The organism is Paenibacillus sp. FSL R5-0636 (genome assembly GCF_037974255.1).
Classification (GTDB): Bacteria; Bacillota; Bacilli; order Paenibacillales; family Paenibacillaceae; genus Paenibacillus_AQ; species Paenibacillus_AQ odorifer.
The window spans coordinates 3,653,546-3,671,780 of sequence record NZ_CP150232.1; the positions used below are offsets into that span (position 1 = coordinate 3,653,546).

Sequence of the window (18,235 nt, forward strand, 5' to 3'; positions counted from 1 at the left end):
TCAATTACGGCTTTGATCGGCCCCTCCGGTTGCTGGAAATCAACCTTGTTGCGAACGATAAATCGAATAAATGATCAAGATCAGGATATGAGAGTGGAGGGAGGCATCCAGATTTCGGGATATTTAATCTTTAATAAAGAGATACGAGCAAATGTCGCAATGGAAATGGTTCTTATTCTCCTATAATCGAAATGAAGTCCATATAGCTGCACATCCAGTGATAATACGGTTTATAGAACCGTCGCTGCCCTAAGCAAAAGTAACAAAGCCTGACGGATTCATATCCGCCAGGCTTTGTTCAATTAAGAGCCGTAAACCTCGAAATCGAATATTGAATATCCGTATACGGTCCCTCTAGCAGTACACAGCACTCTGACGTAACGTCCGCTATTTGCGGTAAATGTAATATCGTCAATAGAACCATTACCGGTCGTTGTTACGTAAGTATCCGTCCATGTTGTTGCGTCGTTAGACACCTGAACTTTGTAGCCTTTAGCGTAAGCATCTTCCCAATTCAACTTGACGCGGTTCACACTTTGGGTTGCACCCAGATCGACGTAAATCCATTCATTGTTGCTTCCTTCCATGCTCGCCCAACGGGTAGTGGAGTTGCCGTCTGTTGCCTTGGAAGCTTCAAATCCTGCACCTTCGATAGAGCTGGCTACCGCTGTCTTACCTAGCGCAAGGTTGGTGTTGTCAGGAGAAGTTGCACTTGTAGTTTCTGTTGCGGTATTGCTGTTAGCAGACAGGTTGCCTGCAGCATCGACAGCTTTCACCGTATAGCTGTAAGCTGTCGATGCGGTAAGTCCGGTATCGCTGAAGGATGTGTCTGTAGGTGCGCCTACTTCCACGCCGCCACGGTAAACCCGATAGCCTGTTACACCGACATTATCTGTGGAAGCAGTCCAACTCAGATTAATTTGGCTGCTTGAAACTGCTGTTGCGGTCAGATTCGTTGGATCCGAGGGAGCTTGTGCATCCGCTGCACTGTAGGTAGGCTTCCACCAGTTCCCCGAGATGAACAGTAGGTTCAGCATGTTAAAGGAGTCGCTGAAGTAACTTTCCTTTTTGTTCTTCATCCAGTCCCAACCGGCATTGACCCAAGCTTGATGCGTGCTGGTAGTCGTCGCTGCGGAGATGAAAGGCGCTACGAATACCGCTGTTGCATAAGTACCGCGATTCGAACCGTTCAGTTGGTAACCGTCCTTCACATTGTTCGGATTGTTGCCTGTTTTTCCTTTGATCCATACCACCATTTTATTAGCGATATCCTTACCGCGGGTATCTCCGTACAAGGCGTAATCCATTACGATCCGAAGTGGTACACGGCTTGCATTGTAGTTGTATTCATTTGTTTCAGGGAACTCTTCCAAATAGTTTGGGGGAGCCGGCTTAGGCGGGTTGCCTATCACGAAGTCCGATATCAGACCTGTGCTAGACGAATAAGCTGCTGTAAATTGGCTGTATACGTTATACAGATTGTTGATGACATTTAGCCAAGTTGAATCTCCAGTTACTTCATTGAAAGCCCGTAGATGGCTGAGCATCCAGTCGGAGGGACGGGTATTCAAGGCGCTCTTCGTATCCCAGTCACCAAGGTTCAGCCTGTTGTTAGTTGTCACATTGCTAAGCTTAATAGCGCCAATCATCTTTTTGGCTTCAGCCAAATAATTGATCGTTCCGGTCGAGCCCCATTGGCGATCAGCTAGAATAAGGGAGTAAGCGATATCGAGGTCCCCGTCTGTTGCCGAACCGAAGTGCCCTTGAGCCCCAGTACTATCTGCTACTACCCATCCCATCAGGTTCGGGTTGTTAGAGCTCTTGAACGCTCTAGCCGTTTTGAACAAACCGTCATAGATTGTTCTGGAATTCGTATCGTAACCGGCCATAAGCACGGTAATGACCATACCGTATCCTTGGCCTTCCGATGTGCCTAGCGGATCGAAGCCGTCCGCTTCGCCAGTAATGTCACCTTTTACATAGTATCCTCCAGGCAGCGAGGACAGGTTGTTTTTAAGATAAGTAGCCTTCCAGTAGTCATAGTAGGAAGCTACAGAACTATTCAACGAGGATTGACTGACGTGGTTTGGTTTAATGATACCCGGATAGCTGACTTGTTGAGGAAACGGTTTCAATTCACCCGCTCCATGAGCTTTTGGTTGAAGCGGTGCAGGTGCGGCTAATGTCGATAGAAGCATAACCGCCGAAAGCATAACAAGTAACATCACTTTCATTGTGCCTGAGGTCGATTTCAATGAGTACATAAAAATTCCTCCTTAAGTGATGGTTAGTTTAATTAACGTCAATGAATTCTCCTTCCCTATAGAATGATCTCCAAAGTAAAACGCTTAACAATAAGTGCTACACACGCTTATAATGTTTAAGCGCTTTAACTTTAGGGCGGAAGTGACATTTACTTATATGCTGAAAAAGATTTGGAGATACGTGCTTCATTAGGGAATCATCGCATCCTCAACGTTACTATTAACACTTTCATTGTGCCCGAGGTCGATTTCAATGAGTGCACAAAAATTTCTCCTTAAGTGACGGTTTTTAATTAGCGTCAATGAATCCTCCTTCCCTATAGTCTGATCTCCAAAGTAACACGCTTAACAATAGATGTTATTTAAGCCTATAAAGTTTAAGCGCTTTAACTTTAGGGCGAAAGTGACATTTGACTTATATGCTGAAGAGATTTGAAGATATGCGCTTCAATAGGAAATCATCGCATCCTCAACGTCACTTTTCACCTATAGGTAGAAATTGCTAACCCAGCAGCATTACTTATGCTCAAATGTATCACAACTATTTTCGCCGTGTCTAGGTGTTTGTGAATAAAATTTAAAAATTAATATCCATAAATAAAAGCGTTTACACCAAACGACAGTTCCTTTTTAAGATATTGATCCCCTAGTACACACAAAGTTGCGAACTAGGACTGTTTTTTTATAAGTCAAATTTGTTCTAATTCAGTCTAAATAAGCGCTTACATTAAGGGGTGGCTAAACTTACAATAATGTCTAACCATTTAAATTTGGGAACTTCTCCTGCAACGGGGAAGAATTTCACTGTCATGGCTTTCATGCAAAGCTAGGTTGAATATTGGAAAGGGGGCTGTCATGGGGATTACAAGACGAAAACCAACAGTGATTATCTTGTTTACCGCTCTGATTGTTCTTGCTTTACTCATGTTGGGCTTAACTAACAAAAAGGCGGAGCTGCCTGAAAACTGGATATTTACAGTAGATGGATATGCCGTAACAGAGGAAGAATTTCATTTCTATGTAACAGAGCAAAGAGCTGTAACAGCAGACTATTTCTTCAGAACTTATGGGGCTCAAGTAGATGAGGGCTTCTGGACACGTAAATACGGCAAAAATCATGAAACCCCCTCTGAATACGCCAAAAATTCTGCGATGACTGCATTGCTAAAAACCAAGCAGGAGCAATTTATTGCAGATGAGCGAGGGATCGCCCCTTATAAAAGCTTTGATGAGCTAGAATCCGACATGGATGATGAAAATGTTAAGCGAGCTAAGATGGATGATTCAGGAGAGACATACTATGGGCTGCCTCAGTTTGAGTTATATCAATACATGCAATATTTAAGTGGCGCCCGTTGGCCGGATTTGGTAGAAACCCAGGTTAAGAAAACGAAAATGAGCAACGCGGAGTTACAAGTTGAGTATGCATCAAAAAGTGCGGAATATACTCGTGTTGCTGATAAATTAACGGCTGCGTTAGCGACAACGGGGCAGGCCAAGGAAGAGAAAGTGCTAAATCGTTTGGATATATCCAAAGAAGATACCGAGTCTCTTAAGTTCTGGGAGTCATTAGCTGCTGCTTCTGTAGGTGAGACAGTAATCGGTAAATATATGGACGAGGATGTCATTGCCACATTAATCACAAAACCGGAAAACACCAAGCTTAAACTGGAAGAAGTGAAAGATTCCATTATATACGAATGGGCGGAATCTGACTTGCGAGCGTTAATAACAAATACGAATAAGTTGAAGATCGTGTATAACGGTAATCGATTCAGTGAATTAGTAGTGAACTAGAATAGTTAGTTTTTAAGTTTATAAAAATCTATGTCTATTGAGATTTCCATAGATACAGATTTTTTTATAAAGTATAAATTTATTAATTTCAAAGGGAGGAAATTTTGGAATGATACGATCGAAATGGATGCAAAAAGCTTTGTCGATAGTTACGGCAACAACGTTGGCATTCCCTGGTCTGTTCGGCTTGGCGCCTTCATCTGAAGTATCAGCTGCGGGAGGGGGCGAATCTTTTGACTCCGTTGTACTAGAATTGACACAAGCCGCAGGTCAGGCAGGCAGGGTAAATCTTTCCTATAAAGGTTCGCCTTTAAGCAGTCTGGTTAAAGGACCGGTTATTGACGAGGTAAGTTATGATTCCAGCAATTCGCATCTTTTAACTGTTAATAATCAGGGTAACATTACTTTATCTAACGGTTATACATTTGCGTCGCCAGGTGCCCCGGGCGTCCCGGTGACAATCACGGCCACGGCAGGTTATTACCCTGACTCAGAAGTGTTATTCATGGAGGACTTCGAGAACAACAATGGTCCGATGACATCTATGAGCAAATTAGGCTCGTCCTTCACGCTGTCCGATGCACAGTCCCGCTCTGGATTGAAAGCGATTACACCATCGGATGATACGAATAATGAAAAGGTAGCCCAGGACGTGGCATTGCCGGCTGGCAGCAATTATAAGATGACGGCATGGTATTTTGACCCGTATCCTAATGAGGAGAAGACTGCGACGGATAGAACGCAATTTGCTATTGTAGATGGCAAAAATGCCACCTTTGCCGGGACATTCTATCAAAGTTCAGAGGCTGATGTTATTCATAACCCGACGAAATATACTTGGGCTTATGAACCATCATCAGCGGGTACAGCAGGCAACCGTTGGAAAGATAGCGGGGCTTTACGTTCCACAGGCTGGCATAAATTCGAGTGGCTTATTACACCGAATGGTGCGACGTTACAAATAGACGGAACATTAATATCCGATTCAGCGCAAAGTGATATTTACAAAGCTATGAAGAGCGGTACAACCATTCAGCCTAAAATAGCTGGAGGATGGAATAGCCAGTCAGGGAACAAAGCTTATATTAAAAATAAACATCTAATTGACGATTTTTATGTTGTAAAAGATGTGGCTACAACAACAGGTACCAGAACATTAACAGTGAATTTGGTACCTCCCGGCGGATTGCCAAATTTAGAAATAATCACTCAGCCAACAAGGGCAGAAGTGAAACAAAGTGAGACAGCAACATTTAGCATTACGGCATCAGCCGCTGCTACTGCTTATCAATGGTATGTATCTGATGACGAGACTGGCTTGAGCGGGACAAAAGTCAGCGGAGCTGATAAGGCAGTATTAACACTTTCCAATGTGGACGCAGCTTCACAACAAGGCAATTTTTATTATTGCGAAGTCTCCTCGGCAGAGGGAGTTGTGGTGAAATCCCATGCTGTACCGTTGTTGATAACCACCAATACGCAGGTGAATGCACCAATTAATCCAACGCTTGACTCGGATACGGGTATTTATAATGGCGCTTCCAATTACGGCGATACCCTTGTAACACTGTTCAAAGACGGTGGACTTGTTGGTTATTATTTATCGAAAAATGGGGGTCCCGACCAGCCTAACAATCATGAAAGGCATCATGTTCTGCCCTATGCAAGGGCACTGGGAGTGGGCAACTACACTGTTACAGCTATTGTCATAAATAATGCGGGAGATATCAGTGAAGAAGTTGCAGCATCCGGAATATTGAAAATCGAGAAATTGCCTACACCGGCAAATGCCAGATGGAACGGCACATACGCTACATGGGATCGCGTCGCTAACGCATCTGCCTATTCGGTTCAACTCTTCAGTAATGGAGTGGTTAATGGAAGCCCGATTGCAGCGACAAGCAATGATACGGCTTTGTCTCCGACTTTAAACGATACCTTTAAAGTAAAGGCAAACGGCAACGCAACGTCACGATTCTTGGACTCTGATGAATCAGGGGAGAGTGCACAATATTCAGCGAACATTGCGCTAATTCGCCAGAACGATACATTACGGGCAGGAGATAGAACGCGGTTAATGGTTGACACAGCTGATGTGTTCGTTGCTGATAACATCAGCTTCAGTCCGGCGGATCAAGACAAGGATAAGATTGAAGTTGATGATGCCGGATTCGTGACGGTTAAGAAAGGTTATATTCCGACAGGGAACGAAGAAGTTACTGTACATGTGAGCGTTGATTACTTCAATAAGGCTGACACTAAATTTTACGATGGATTTGAAGGGGAGAAGAAATTTTCAAATGGTGCGAACGGATATATTCACAGCGATGTGATGTCCCGTACCGGAGGAAAGGCCGCGACATCAAGCGGCGCCGGTCAGGTGGCGACTGTTCCAGGTACCTATAATTACGCCCCTGCAACCGGTAAGACAACAATCGTTACTGCTTGGTACTATGATGATGGCAGAGCGGCTTCCAATGACCACGCTGTCTTTGGCTTAACCCCATCGTCCAATGAACATATCGCAATAAATTATGGCAATGGAGATGGTGACTGGACGGCAAATCTGACCAATTACGCAGTCAGACCCGGTTCATCCGGGAGATTCTATCCTGTAGATGTCAAGCGAAGTGAAGGCTGGCATAAATTTCAATGGTTCGTTACATCAACAGGAACAACCTATAAAATTGACGGACAAGACATTCAAAGGCAATCAACAGATGGCGGAAATTTTGATACCCTAGTTAAGAACAATATTTCCAAGATCGATGCATTGCAGCTTGCTACGAACTGGGGCAACAAGGCTGGAACGGTTAAGGATATACAGAACAGGCACTTTATCGATGACGTATATGTTATCGATAGTGGAATAACAGCCCAAACCGGAACATCTTCTATTACGCTAAAGCTTTTGCCCAAAGAGTATAGCCACTTGGAAGACAGCACATATGTTATGGGTCTGGACGACTATAATATCACCGTAAATCCTGATTTAGCAGATCTAGCTGGAGTGGAGATCGGCGCTGTAACACTGCAGCGGGATGTGGATTATACGGTTAGCGGTAATGTATTGAAAATTAACAAAGAATCATTCGCAAGAAATAATATCGTGCCGGGGAAATATACCGTTAGACTTGATCTGTATCCTGCCGAAATCACATTCGAGTTGAACATTGTACCCCTTGAAGTCCGTGATTATTATTTCTCCAATAACGGTGACGATCATGCAGATGGACGCACACCGGCTACAGCATGGAAATCAATCTCCAAAATTAATGAATATGTATTTATGCCAGGTTCAACCATTTATCTGGATGCGAATAGCGTATGGAATGAACAAATCAGACTGCGTGGCAATGGTGAGGAAGGAAATCCGATTACGCTTACAAAATATAATACGACCGACCCTAACAAACGCCCGGTAATTAATGGTGGAGGAACAGCGTCGAGCCCATCTGGCATTTCCTTAAACGGTACCATTGAGTTATATGACGTTAACTATTGGATTGTCAGTGGAATTGAAGTAACGAACATCGGCAATGCGGCAGGTGACGGCCGTTCCGGTATCGCTGTAATGTCACGGATTTCCAAGCTGGGACAAGGACAGTTTAATATTCAAGATTATGCTGATGCTCGTATGCAAGGAATCGTCATTCGAGATAACTATGTTCATGATGTTAATGGGCTGCACCAAGCAAATGGAGCAAGTAAGGTATCCGGCGGCATCATTATTAATGGTTATGTAGATATATTGGTTGAAGGCAACAAAACCCTTCGTTGTGATAACGAAGGTATTCGCAATAATGCCTACGGGCCAAGCAATCCAGGGACTAATAACACAGGTATTACTTGGAGTAACTCAAGCTATCCTTGGGCATCCAACGCTGTGTTTAGAAACAACTGGGTTTCTAGTTCGGTTGGAGATGGCATTGTCATGTCCGGCGGGAACAACTCCCTTGTGGAACGAAATGTGGTCACAGACAACGGTTATAGCTATTTAAGCGATAAGAGCGGCAATCTGGTTACGAACTGGGGTCCAAATAATACAACACCAACATATCTAGGTTCGCAAAACTATGCAGCAGCGTGGATTATGGCAAGTAAAGGCACCATCTTCCGCTATAATGAAGCTGTGGATAACCCTTATCATGCAAGTAATGACGGTATGGCTTGGGACATTGACAACTATTGTCAGGACAATGTGTATGAATACAATTACAGCCGAAATAACTATGGTGGTTGGTACTTACAGATGAACGCTGCCAAGGGCAATATCGTTCGCTATAATATTAGCGTGAACGACGGCCGCAGTCCGGATTTTAACAAGAGTTTTAACAGTCTAATATTGCTTGCAGGAGGTTCTTCAACGAGCGAGGAATTAAGTGGCTTATACTATAACAATGTTATCGTCACACCATTGAAGAATAGCAGTTCGTTAGTATTTGACCCGACAGCCTCCAACTTGCACATTTATTTCCAAAATAATATATTTGCCTACACTGGGGCAAACAACCAGGTTGGTCTGAAAGGCGGGGGAACATCAGCTCCATTTGCAACCGGACGGTTTACAAACAACATTGTATATCCGGCTAATCTTTTTGACAGTATGAACGCAGGTGGAGGCGGATATCTAGGTGCAGGCGTAACAGCAACAGACAACCGCTATGTAACGGAAGAGGAACTAAATTCTATATTAAATGATTATAAATCTGCGCCGGAACATTGGATTACCAACAGCGGAACAGTGGATGCCAAGCTTGATTACAGTGCGATGAACGGGTTCCGTCTTGCTGATGGTAATAACCTGGCCTATGGTGCAGGTGCCGAGATTGTAAGCCCATATGTGGATCGGGCGAACGCTCTGCCTCATATGACGGAGAGAACAGACTTCTTCGGCAATCCACTTAGCGGAAGAACGCCTTCCATCGGCGCGCACAACCCTTATGCGGTAACTTTTGATTCCAATGGTGGCAGCGAAGTTGCGATGAAGTTCGCTGATATGGGCGGGACAATTACCGAGCCAACAGCGCCAACAAAAGAAAAAACTGTTTTCGGCGGTTGGTATCAAGATACAGGATTAAACGATGCCTGGAATTTCGTTGCTGATCCTGTTACAAGGGATATTGGATTATATGCGAAATGGGTTGAAGACGCAGGTACGGCACCAACGATTACGACGAATTCGCTTGCGGATGGCAAGGTCGGACAACCTTATTCGGCAGTTCTTACGACTGAAGGCGATAAGCCTATCAAATGGGCCGTTGTAGAGGGACAATTACCATCAGGATTGAGCTTGGATGAAGGTGCAGGTGTTATCTCTGGTACACCGGATCAGTGGGGTCAATTTACGTTCAAAGTTCAAGCAAATAATGACGCAGGCAGTGACACAAAACCTTTCAATATAGTGATCACTGAAGATGTCTCAGTTGACACAGCTCCGGGGATTATTACTAAGAATTTGCCAAGCGGAAAAGTTGGACAACCGTATACGGTAACACTAGCGGTATATGGCAGCGAACCGATTACTTGGAAGGTCCAGGGAGGAGATTTGCCAGTAGATTTGAACCTAGATGAAGCAACAGGCGTTATCTCGGGTACGCCTCAAGAGACAGGATATTACGAATTCACGGTTGCAGCAACGAATGACTTTGGTATAGATGAGCGAGTATTGAGCATCGAGATTAAAGAGGATAAGCCAGTTGTTACAGCTCCGGAGATTATCACTAAAAATTTGCCAAACGGCAAAGTTGGACAACCGTATACGGTAACATTAGCGGTTTACGGCGACAAACCGATTACCTGGACAGTGAGTGATAATTATTTACCTGCTGGGCTGAATCTAGAAGGAGCTACGGGTGTTATTTCAGGCGTGCCTACTGAAGCGGGAACTTACAAATTCAATATTACGGCTTCCAATTATGCAGCTATGGATACGATAGAGTTAACTATTGTAATTACTACAAATGACAGTGGTGGCAATAATGGCAATAACAATGGCGGCAATTCAAATGGCCACAGCAGTACGCCGACTCCTTCGCCAGAGTTATCAGTAGCGGAGCGTATTGATGCTACAATCAAAGAGCAGCTGAAGAAGGGCAATTCCATTGCATTGACGATGTCAGCCGGAAAAGATGAGCTTGAGATTCAAAGCGATACGATCGGTGCGATTATTAAAGCCGACAAACCGCTAATCGTTACGAATGACACCGTATCGGTTGAATTGTCCTCTGAATTGTTGAAGCAGTTGAATACAGGCAAGAGGATGAAGATTGTCATTAAACCTGTAGATGAAGGCGACGGAGTTATAGGGCGGGGATATGAGTTGAAGATCTTCGCGGATGGCCGGGAAGTAACGGATTATACAGGGCTTATACCCGTAACCTTCGATCTGACAAAAGAGAAGTTGTCGACTAACGATATTAGAATGTTATGTGGTATCATGCTTCGGTTAGACGGTAACATGGAACGTTCAGGCGGCAACTATGACCATAAGACAGGTAAATTTACCTTCACGGCAAAAGGGCTAGGCTATATCTTCGTTACAACCAAACCTGAACCTGTGAAATTGGAATTCACTTTAGGGAAGACAGGATATAAATTAAACGGAATCGAAATGAGTATGGACGTTGCTTCAATGGTAGTTAAAGGCAGAACGTTAGTCCCACTGCGCTTCGTTGCCGAGAGCTTAGGAGCAAATGTAAGCTGGGATAACGTTATGAAAACCGTAATGATTACCTTGAAAGGTCAGACTTTGTCGATTAAGATCGGTGAACTTGCACCAGGAATGGATGTAGCAGCTGAACTTGTAAACGGTCGTACTATGCTCCCATTACGTTTCATTGCTGAGTATTTTGGTGCAAATATATTCTTCGATAATACTTCGAAATCTATTAGTATCATGAAGTAGTATTTCCTAAAATTAGCAGCTACGCTCGAAACCCTCTAACATGCACTGCCATGTTAGAGGGTTTTCTAGTGTGCGCCAGGCATGGACGATAACTTGGCAGTGAAAGTCCGCACGAACCATATAATTGTCTTAACTGGAAACAATTCTTTAGATTGTGTTAATCTGTCTAATAGTGAACTCGATTTAGAGAGAGGGAAGTTACTTGAAAAGAAACGTGTTATATATTGAAGATAATGAGAAGATAGGCAGTTGGGTAAAGGAAGAATTGGAACAACGAGGATTTTCAGTACAATGGCTACTTTCTGGTGAAGGAGCTGAAAAAGAAGTGAATCAGCATGAAATCGTTATTTTGGATATCATGTTACCCGGTTTAGATGGATTTACTGTGGGAAAACGATTAAAAAAGGCAGCTCCTGCTATTCCTATTTTGCTGTTAACTGCTCGAACATCGATAGATGATAAGGTAGAAGGGTTACAATTTGCTGATGACTATTTAACGAAACCATTCCATACGGATGAATTAGTTGCTAGATTAGAAGTATTAATCCGTCGAAAGGGCGGAACACATTCCGAACGTATTTCATTAGGGAACTATATTGAAGTAGATCCAGAAGTTCAAATGGTATTTGACAAACACACAGGAGAAGAAATTATATTGACAGGGAAACAACATCATATTTTAATGTACTTCTTACGCCATCCTAATCAAGTTTTACCAAAAGAACAAATCTATGAAGCCATCTGGGAAGAAGCTTATATAACAGGTGATAAAACATTAATGGTACATATCCATCGACTGCGTCAAAAGCTGGAACGTCATCCAGACTCCCCAGAGATTATTGAAACGTTGAAGGGAATAGGCTATCGGGTGAAACTATGAAACAGACTAAATCATTATTTCGTCGTTTTCTAAAAGGACATTTTCTATTTATCTTTTCACCTCCGATCGTACTTATTTTCTTATCTGCGTTCATTGAGTCTCCTATTAATGGTGAAGAACTGAATGCGTTAAATCTATTTTACGTTGTACTACTTTTGTTTGGTTTTATTATTGTCGCATTTGTGGTAATCTCTTGGATTTTTTTCTTGAGACTTCGTAAACGTCTCACCCGCTTACAGGAAGTCATGTCATTTTCCGCTAATCATAACTCATTTCCTAAACCAATATCTGTTCAAAGTGATCGTATGGATGAAATAGACCAGTTAGGCAGTTCTTTTAATTGGATGATTCAACAGCTTGAAGACAGTCGCAAGCGAGAACATGAAGAGGAATTGTTACGACATCGACTCATCGCGAATTTATCTCACGACTTACGAACACCGCTTACCATTTTGAGAGGACATGTCACCCGATTAAATAAAGAATCAATGAGTCTAGAAGGACAAAACTCATTATCAGAGATGAACCATACGATTACTAGAGTCGGAGAACTAATGGATGATTTACTTTCCTATACATTGCTTACATCAGGAAAACATCCTTTTGAGCCCACTTCAACAGATATTGGACGTTTAGTAAGAGCATCTGTTGCTGCGTGGTATCCTGTATTTGAAGAAAAAGAAATCCAGATCGAGGTTGATTTACCGACAGAGGCGACTTTTTATTGGGAAGCAGATCCTAAATGGATGACACGGGTTCTTGATAATTTATTTCAGAATATTCTTCGACATGCAGCAGAGGGGAAATTTGTAAGCATTGGGGTTGATGTGGAAAAAGAACAGATCATTGTTGCAGACAGAGGTCCAGGTATGGATAACTCTTCCTATGAACGTGGGGCGGGGATTGGTTTATCGACTTCAAATTATATGTTAAAAAAAATGAAACTGAAAGCTGACTTTACATCAAATGAAGATGGCACAAGAGTAGCTATTGGTAGAGAGAGCTTAACCTAAAGTTAACCCAGAAGTAAATAGCAGGATAACCGAGATGTAACTTTGCTTCTTTATAATTAGAACCATAACAGAAGGGAAGTGTTATGGTTGCTTACAATTAATAACTTAGTCAAACATCGCGGAACTGTGGAAATCTTATCAGGTATCAGTTTTAAAGCTAGACCTGGTAGAGTAACTGGTTTTTTAGGTCCAAATGGGGCAGGTAAAAGCTCTACCCTTCGTATCCTGCTTGGGTTAGATCGTGCCACCTCAGGGAGTGCCCTAATCAATGGAAAGCCATTCGCAGAACTACATAATCCTCTAGCAACAGTAGGTGCTGCACTTGATGGATTTGGAGCTCATCGTATGCGAACAGGACGGGCACACTTGCGTTGGATTGCTCGTGCCGCAGGATTGTCTAACTCACGTGTCGAGGAAGTTTTGGAAATAGTAGGTCTTACTAATGCCGCTGGAAAAAGAGTTGGGAAGTATTCTCTGGGTATGGGGAGAAGACTTGGAATTGCAGCTGCGCTGCTTGGTGATCCAAAAATACTGATTTTAGATGAGCCCGTAAACGGGCTCGACCCAGAAGGAATTCGTTGGATTCGGACATTTTTACGTGAACGTGCTAAGTCTGGAAATACGGTGTTATTATCCAGTCATCTAATGGGAGAGCTTGCAGAGACCGTTGATGATGTGGTGATTATTAAGCATGGAACCATCGTTGCAGATGGAACTTTGGAAGAAGTAATAGGTAACTATTCCACGCTGGAGGAAGCCTTTTTTGCCCTGACATCTGAAAATGCAGGTGATGTTGTATGAGGGCATTCAACGCGGAACTATCTAAATTGATCTCCCTGCCAGGCATTTGGCTAGCCTTACTTATTGGAGCATTTGCTCCGGCAGCCATTGCTGCTTTGGACAGCATAGCACAAAAAGAGGAGATTATAGCTGGAGTTAGCACACGGCTATCGGAAGTTGGCTATATCGGGTTAGCTCTTGGTGTGCAAGGTGTTATTATTCTTGGTGTGCTAGCTGTTAGCAGTGAGTATTTGACAGAGAGCAGTGAATCTGGTGGAGGACAACAGATTACAACGAGTTTAACTGTTGTTTCATCCCGAATTCATTTTTTGCTGGCAAAAGCAGGTGCTGTGACTGTGATCAGCATACTGCTTTGTATTGCTGCTATTATGACAACTGTGTCAGCAACGCATCTTATTCTTGGTGAATATGCCCCTGCATTTGAATGGTCCAGACTTATCGGTGCAGTTTGTTACTGGACATTTACTGCTCTTCTAGCACTTGGGATTACTTTTCTAACTAAGAATGGCATCATCCCGCTAGCTGTGCTCATAATAAATTCATCCGTTGTATCATTTAGTGTCCTGTTGTATAGGGTTACAAAGTTGGCGTTTTACTTACCAGATAGGGCTGGCGCTGAAATGTTTATGTTTACGGACAACACGTCCACAGGCAGTTTATTCGACGGGTTTCACACCCCCTACACAGGCGGTTTAGTCATGTTTGCCTGGGTAGTCGTTGTTTTCATTGTTGCAGCTGTTGTATTCCATAGGAGGGATGTAGCAGCATGAGTGTCTCATCTAGTAGAAAGATAACACAAATCCTTGGTGCTGAACTGGATAAATTAGTTACATTACCATTGATATGGCTCACTCTTTTGGTTACATTCCTTCTTAATTTAGGTTTAGCCGCAGCTTTTACTTCTGTTGATCTACAAGAGGCAGCAGGAACGCAAAATATACTGAATACAGGACTTTCTTCTATGGGATATCTTCAAGCAGGGTTTATTATTCTTGGTATATTAACTACTTGTTCGGAGTATACAGGGGGACAGATTCGAACTACTTTAACTACGATACCTTGGCGAGGGTTTCAATTATCCACGAAGTATTTGGCCTTGGCCATTATAACCATTCCTGCGGCGTCTATTACTATTGCATCAGGTGTACTATATACCTTTATCATGATGAAAGACACAGCAGTAGTGATTGAAATAGACGAAATGATAAAATCATTAGCAGGTGCAACAGGCTATCTAACTTTAACCACACTTCTCAGTGCAGCTATAGGTGCTTTATTAAGACGAACTACTCCTGCTTTAGTGGTACTGCTTGGCTATTACTTCATTGTCAGTCCATTGTCGAAAGATTTTCTACACAATACTAAATATTTTTTTCCAGATACAGCAGGTTATTATATGTTTATGCCGCCTTCCTCCGATGAAATAAATGTCCTTACACCAATGGAAGGGACAGGTATTTCCATGTTATGGACACTGGTCTTTATTACAGCAGCCATTGTACTTTACCGTAAACGAGATGCCTAACTCTGAACTAGCTGATATGATCATTTAACTAGATCAATATGCAACAAACATTAATGTTTGAATAAAAGATGTTTTTGAGCAATTCAATGAATAAGTATTTCATCTAAGAACGGACACCAATATGAGTGTCCGTTTATTTTATAAATCAAAAGAATAGTCTGGATTAATGACATAGTCTAGGATTTTAATAATAGAAAATAAATGTACACATATCGCAAAGAATCATGAGCGAAAGTTCTGCTCACTTTTTTCTGGACTGATCAGTTCAGATATGTTATATTTCAATGACGGGAGGTGTTACTTATCGCTAGGACAAAAGAATTTAACAAAGATCAAGCGCTGCATCAAGCCATGCTATTGTTTTGGAAAAAAGGATACGAAGCGGCTAGCATACCAGATTTACTAGAAGTGATGGGCATTAGCAGATCCAGCCTTTACGATACGTTTTCCGACAAGCAAACCTTGTATACAGATGCCCTTGAGCATTATAAAAAGGGGAATTTCAATAAGCAGGCTATTCTTGAACAGGCATCAAGCGTTAGAGATGGAATTCTTCAATTTTTTGAGTATCACATTGCTTCAGCATACGATACCAGCCTGCCGGGCGGATGTTTTGTTACGAATGTAGCTACAACATTGGAGTCGCCAGATGAAAAAATTAATGAGTTGATAAAGACTAGTTTTTTGGAATTAGAGCAAGCTTTTTGTGACCTTTTAGAAAAGGGCCAGCAACGGGGAGAAATTGATAAAACGACTGATATCAAAGTGTTATCTTATTTATTGCTGAATTTACATCAAAGCATAAATATTATGGCCAAAGCAGATCAGCACCCGGAACGTGCAAAAGAGATGATTAGCTTTGTAATTGCAGGAATCTAATTTTTTTTAATTATTTTGGAACGATCGTTCCGTTATCATGTTTCCCATATTATGAAGGTGATAATTGAAGAGTATATGTTAGACTATATTTTTTTTGATTATTTTGGAACGATCATTCCGTTATTGAGAAGTCCATCAAAATAAGGAGAGGTGTCTAATGAAAGTATCGTTTATTGGGCTTGGAAATATGGGGCTACCAATGGCCCAAAATCTATTGAAAGCGGGTTATGAATTAGTCATCTTTAATCGGACCCCTGAAAAAGTTGAACCCTTAATGAAACAGGGAGCACGATATGCCAAAACACCGCTAGAGGCAGTGAAAGAAGGCAATCTTGTAATTACCATGCTTTCTGATGATGCTGCTTTGAAGGAGGTCGTCGAGGGACCGAATGGTGTTCTGAATGGATTATCGGAAAATGGAATTCACATCTCTGCCAGTACAATCAGCGTAGATCTGGCTCGAAAATTATCCGTCTCGCATGCGGAGCGAAAGCAACACTTTGTGTCTGCCACGGTGATGGGGCGCCCAGATGCCGCTAAAGAAGCTAAATTGCGTATTATTTTAGCTGGTCCGGAACAAGCAAGACAACGGGTACTTCCCGTTTTAACAGCAATGAGTCAAGAGATAGTAGAGATTGGGGATCACGGCGAAGAAGGGAACGTTGTAAAAATTGGCGTTAACTTTCTAATTGCTTCAATGCTGGAAGCTTTGTCGGAAGTGCAGCTAATGGTAGAAAAGCACGGTATTGATTCGTCCCAATTTATGAATGTTGTAAATGCTCTTTTTCAGTCTCCAATATATCAGAACTATGGAGCGATCATGAGCGAACAGCGCTTTGAACCGGCCGGTTTTAAAATGAAGCTTGGGTTAAAAGATGTTGCATTGGCTATTGAGGCAGCGAAGTCCGTTCAAACTCCTCTACCTTTAGGTCAGCTTATCCACCATCACTTGTCTGAGGGAATTGCCAATGGTTATGGTGAGTTGGATTGGACGGCTTTAATCCGTTGTCTTGAGCATTCTTCTTAAGAAATTGGGTTGTCACCGATGATGTCGGACAAATCGCAAGAGAAAATATAAGGAGAGATTAACTATGGAAATAGGTGTTACTTCGTTCATAGAAACAAAGCCAGATACTGAGACCGGAGTTGTGATGAGTCACGCACAACGATTACGTGAAGTCGTCGAAGAAATCGTCCTTGCGGATCAGGTAGGACTAGATGTGTTTGGCATAGGTGAACATCATCGTGAAGATTATGCAGCTTCATCACCAGCAGTGGTGTTATCTGCTGCGGCCCCCCTAACAAAGCGGATTCGATTGACGAGTGCTGTGACGGTCCTTTCATCAGCTGATCCTGTCCGTGTGTTTCAGGATTTTGCCACGCTGGACGGCTTATCCAATGGACGTGCCGAGATTATAGCAGGCCGGGGTTCCTTTGTTGAATCCTTTCCGCTTTTTGGTTATGACCTGCATGACTATGAGGATTTATTTAATGAAAACATTGAGCTGCTTCTGAAAATACGGGAATCTGAGAAAGTAACATGGAGTGGAGGACATCGATCAGCGATAAATAATCTGGGTGTATACCCGCGCCCTGTTCAGCACTCTTTACCCGTATGGATTGGTAGCGGCGGTACTCAGGAGTCTGCCGTACGTGCAGGACTTCTGGGTCTGCCATTAGTCCTGGCGATTATCGGTGGAAACCCAACCAATTTTGCGCCGCTTGTACAACTGTATAAAAAGGCGGCAGCTCATGCCGGACATGATGTTTCGCAGCTTCAGGTAGGTTCACATTCCATTGGATTTGTTGCAGAAGATACGGAACAGGCGGCAGAACTCTTTTTTCCGTCTACCCAGTACGGTATGAATAAGCTCGGTAAAGAACGGGGGTGGGCGTACTATGATCGTTCCAGCTATGATGCTGCCCGACGCTTTGATGGTGCGTTGTATGTAGGGGATCCGGAAACAGTCGCCCAAAAAATTATCCATCTGCGTAAGCATGTAGGGATTACACGATTCATGATGTATGTTCCCTTAAGTACGATGCCGCATGAGTTGGTTATGCGGGCTATAGAACTGCTCGGTACAGAGGTTGCGCCGCGAGTACGAGAGGAAATTGCCAAGTGGGAAGCTCAAATGGGATAAGGATTATCTATGAATAAAACGTAAA

At 42.8% G+C, this 18,235-nt stretch carries 11 protein-coding genes and 1 pseudogene; 10 read left to right on the plus strand and 2 right to left on the minus strand.

The window, feature by feature from the left end; all coding sequences use genetic code 11:
* Positions 1-302 precede the first annotated feature (302 nt).
* Both MKX34_RS16485 and MKX34_RS16490 read right to left on the minus strand, forming a co-directional pair.
* Positions 303-1,019, minus strand: coding sequence for a discoidin domain-containing protein (locus MKX34_RS16485; protein WP_256717625.1), 717 nt, complete (start codon positions 1,017-1,019; stop codon positions 303-305).
* Positions 996-2,144, minus strand: a pseudogene (locus MKX34_RS16490) (glycosyl hydrolase family 8); the annotation flags it as partial. The pseudogene MKX34_RS16490 and the gene MKX34_RS16485, both read right to left, overlap by 24 nt.
* A 975-nt stretch (positions 2,145-3,119) precedes the next feature.
* Here MKX34_RS16490 and MKX34_RS16495 point away from each other — a divergent pair.
* The 10 genes from MKX34_RS16495 (at position 3,120) to MKX34_RS16540 (ending at position 18,210) form a co-directional block, all read left to right on the plus strand.
* On the plus strand, positions 3,120-4,061 hold the full coding sequence (locus MKX34_RS16495) for a hypothetical protein (RefSeq protein ID WP_076296622.1): 942 nt from the start codon (positions 3,120-3,122) through the stop codon (positions 4,059-4,061).
* 109 nt (positions 4,062-4,170) lie between these two features.
* Positions 4,171-10,968 (plus strand): stalk domain-containing protein, encoded by a 6,798-nt coding sequence (locus MKX34_RS16500; RefSeq protein WP_076296621.1) that lies wholly within the window; start codon positions 4,171-4,173, stop codon positions 10,966-10,968.
* Between the two features lie 202 nt (positions 10,969-11,170).
* Positions 11,171-11,848 carry a response regulator transcription factor gene (locus MKX34_RS16505; protein ID WP_076296620.1) on the plus strand — a complete coding sequence of 226 codons (678 nt, stop codon included), beginning with the start codon at positions 11,171-11,173 and terminating at the stop codon, positions 11,846-11,848.
* On the plus strand, positions 11,845-12,861 hold the full coding sequence (locus tag MKX34_RS16510) for a HAMP domain-containing sensor histidine kinase (protein WP_076296619.1): 1,017 nt from the start codon (positions 11,845-11,847) through the stop codon (positions 12,859-12,861). The genes MKX34_RS16505 and MKX34_RS16510 overlap by 4 nt, the downstream gene beginning before the upstream one ends.
* A gap of 87 nt (positions 12,862-12,948) precedes the next feature.
* Positions 12,949-13,662, plus strand: a complete 714-nt coding sequence (locus MKX34_RS16515; protein ID WP_036677045.1) for an ATP-binding cassette domain-containing protein — start codon at positions 12,949-12,951, stop codon at positions 13,660-13,662.
* Complete coding sequence (locus MKX34_RS16520) at positions 13,659-14,432, plus strand: ABC transporter permease (protein ID WP_076296618.1); 774 nt, start codon at positions 13,659-13,661, stop codon at positions 14,430-14,432. Before MKX34_RS16515 ends, MKX34_RS16520 begins: the two co-directional genes overlap by 4 nt.
* Entirely contained in the window at positions 14,429-15,187 is a 759-nt protein-coding gene (locus MKX34_RS16525) for an ABC transporter permease (RefSeq protein WP_076296617.1), read from the plus strand. Before MKX34_RS16520 ends, MKX34_RS16525 begins: the two co-directional genes overlap by 4 nt.
* A gap of 294 nt (positions 15,188-15,481) precedes the next feature.
* On the plus strand, positions 15,482-16,066 hold the full coding sequence (locus MKX34_RS16530) for a TetR/AcrR family transcriptional regulator (protein ID WP_232061372.1): 585 nt from the start codon (positions 15,482-15,484) through the stop codon (positions 16,064-16,066).
* 157 nt (positions 16,067-16,223) lie between these two features.
* Positions 16,224-17,093: an NAD(P)-dependent oxidoreductase gene (locus MKX34_RS16535; RefSeq protein ID WP_076106684.1), complete on the plus strand. Its 870-nt coding sequence runs from the start codon at positions 16,224-16,226 to the stop codon at positions 17,091-17,093.
* Between the two features lie 64 nt (positions 17,094-17,157).
* Complete coding sequence (locus MKX34_RS16540) at positions 17,158-18,210, plus strand: LLM class flavin-dependent oxidoreductase (protein WP_076106687.1); 1,053 nt, start codon at positions 17,158-17,160, stop codon at positions 18,208-18,210.
* The last annotated feature ends 25 nt before the right edge of the window (positions 18,211-18,235 follow it).

Excerpts from the sequence above, each read along its gene's own strand:
- MKX34_RS16495 (WP_076296622.1), top strand. The coding sequence starts at position 3,120 with ATGGGGATTACAAGACGAAAACCAACAGTGATTATCTTGTTTACCGCT.
- MKX34_RS16500 (WP_076296621.1), top strand. The coding sequence starts at position 4,171 with ATGATACGATCGAAATGGATGCAAAAAGCTTTGTCGATAGTTACGGCA.
- MKX34_RS16510 (WP_076296619.1), top strand. The coding sequence starts at position 11,845 with ATGAAACAGACTAAATCATTATTTCGTCGTTTTCTAAAAGGACATTTT.
- MKX34_RS16520 (WP_076296618.1), top strand. The coding sequence starts at position 13,659 with ATGAGGGCATTCAACGCGGAACTATCTAAATTGATCTCCCTGCCAGGC.
- MKX34_RS16525 (WP_076296617.1), top strand. The coding sequence starts at position 14,429 with ATGAGTGTCTCATCTAGTAGAAAGATAACACAAATCCTTGGTGCTGAA.
- MKX34_RS16535 (WP_076106684.1), top strand. The coding sequence starts at position 16,224 with ATGAAAGTATCGTTTATTGGGCTTGGAAATATGGGGCTACCAATGGCC.
- MKX34_RS16540 (WP_076106687.1), top strand. The coding sequence starts at position 17,158 with ATGGAAATAGGTGTTACTTCGTTCATAGAAACAAAGCCAGATACTGAG.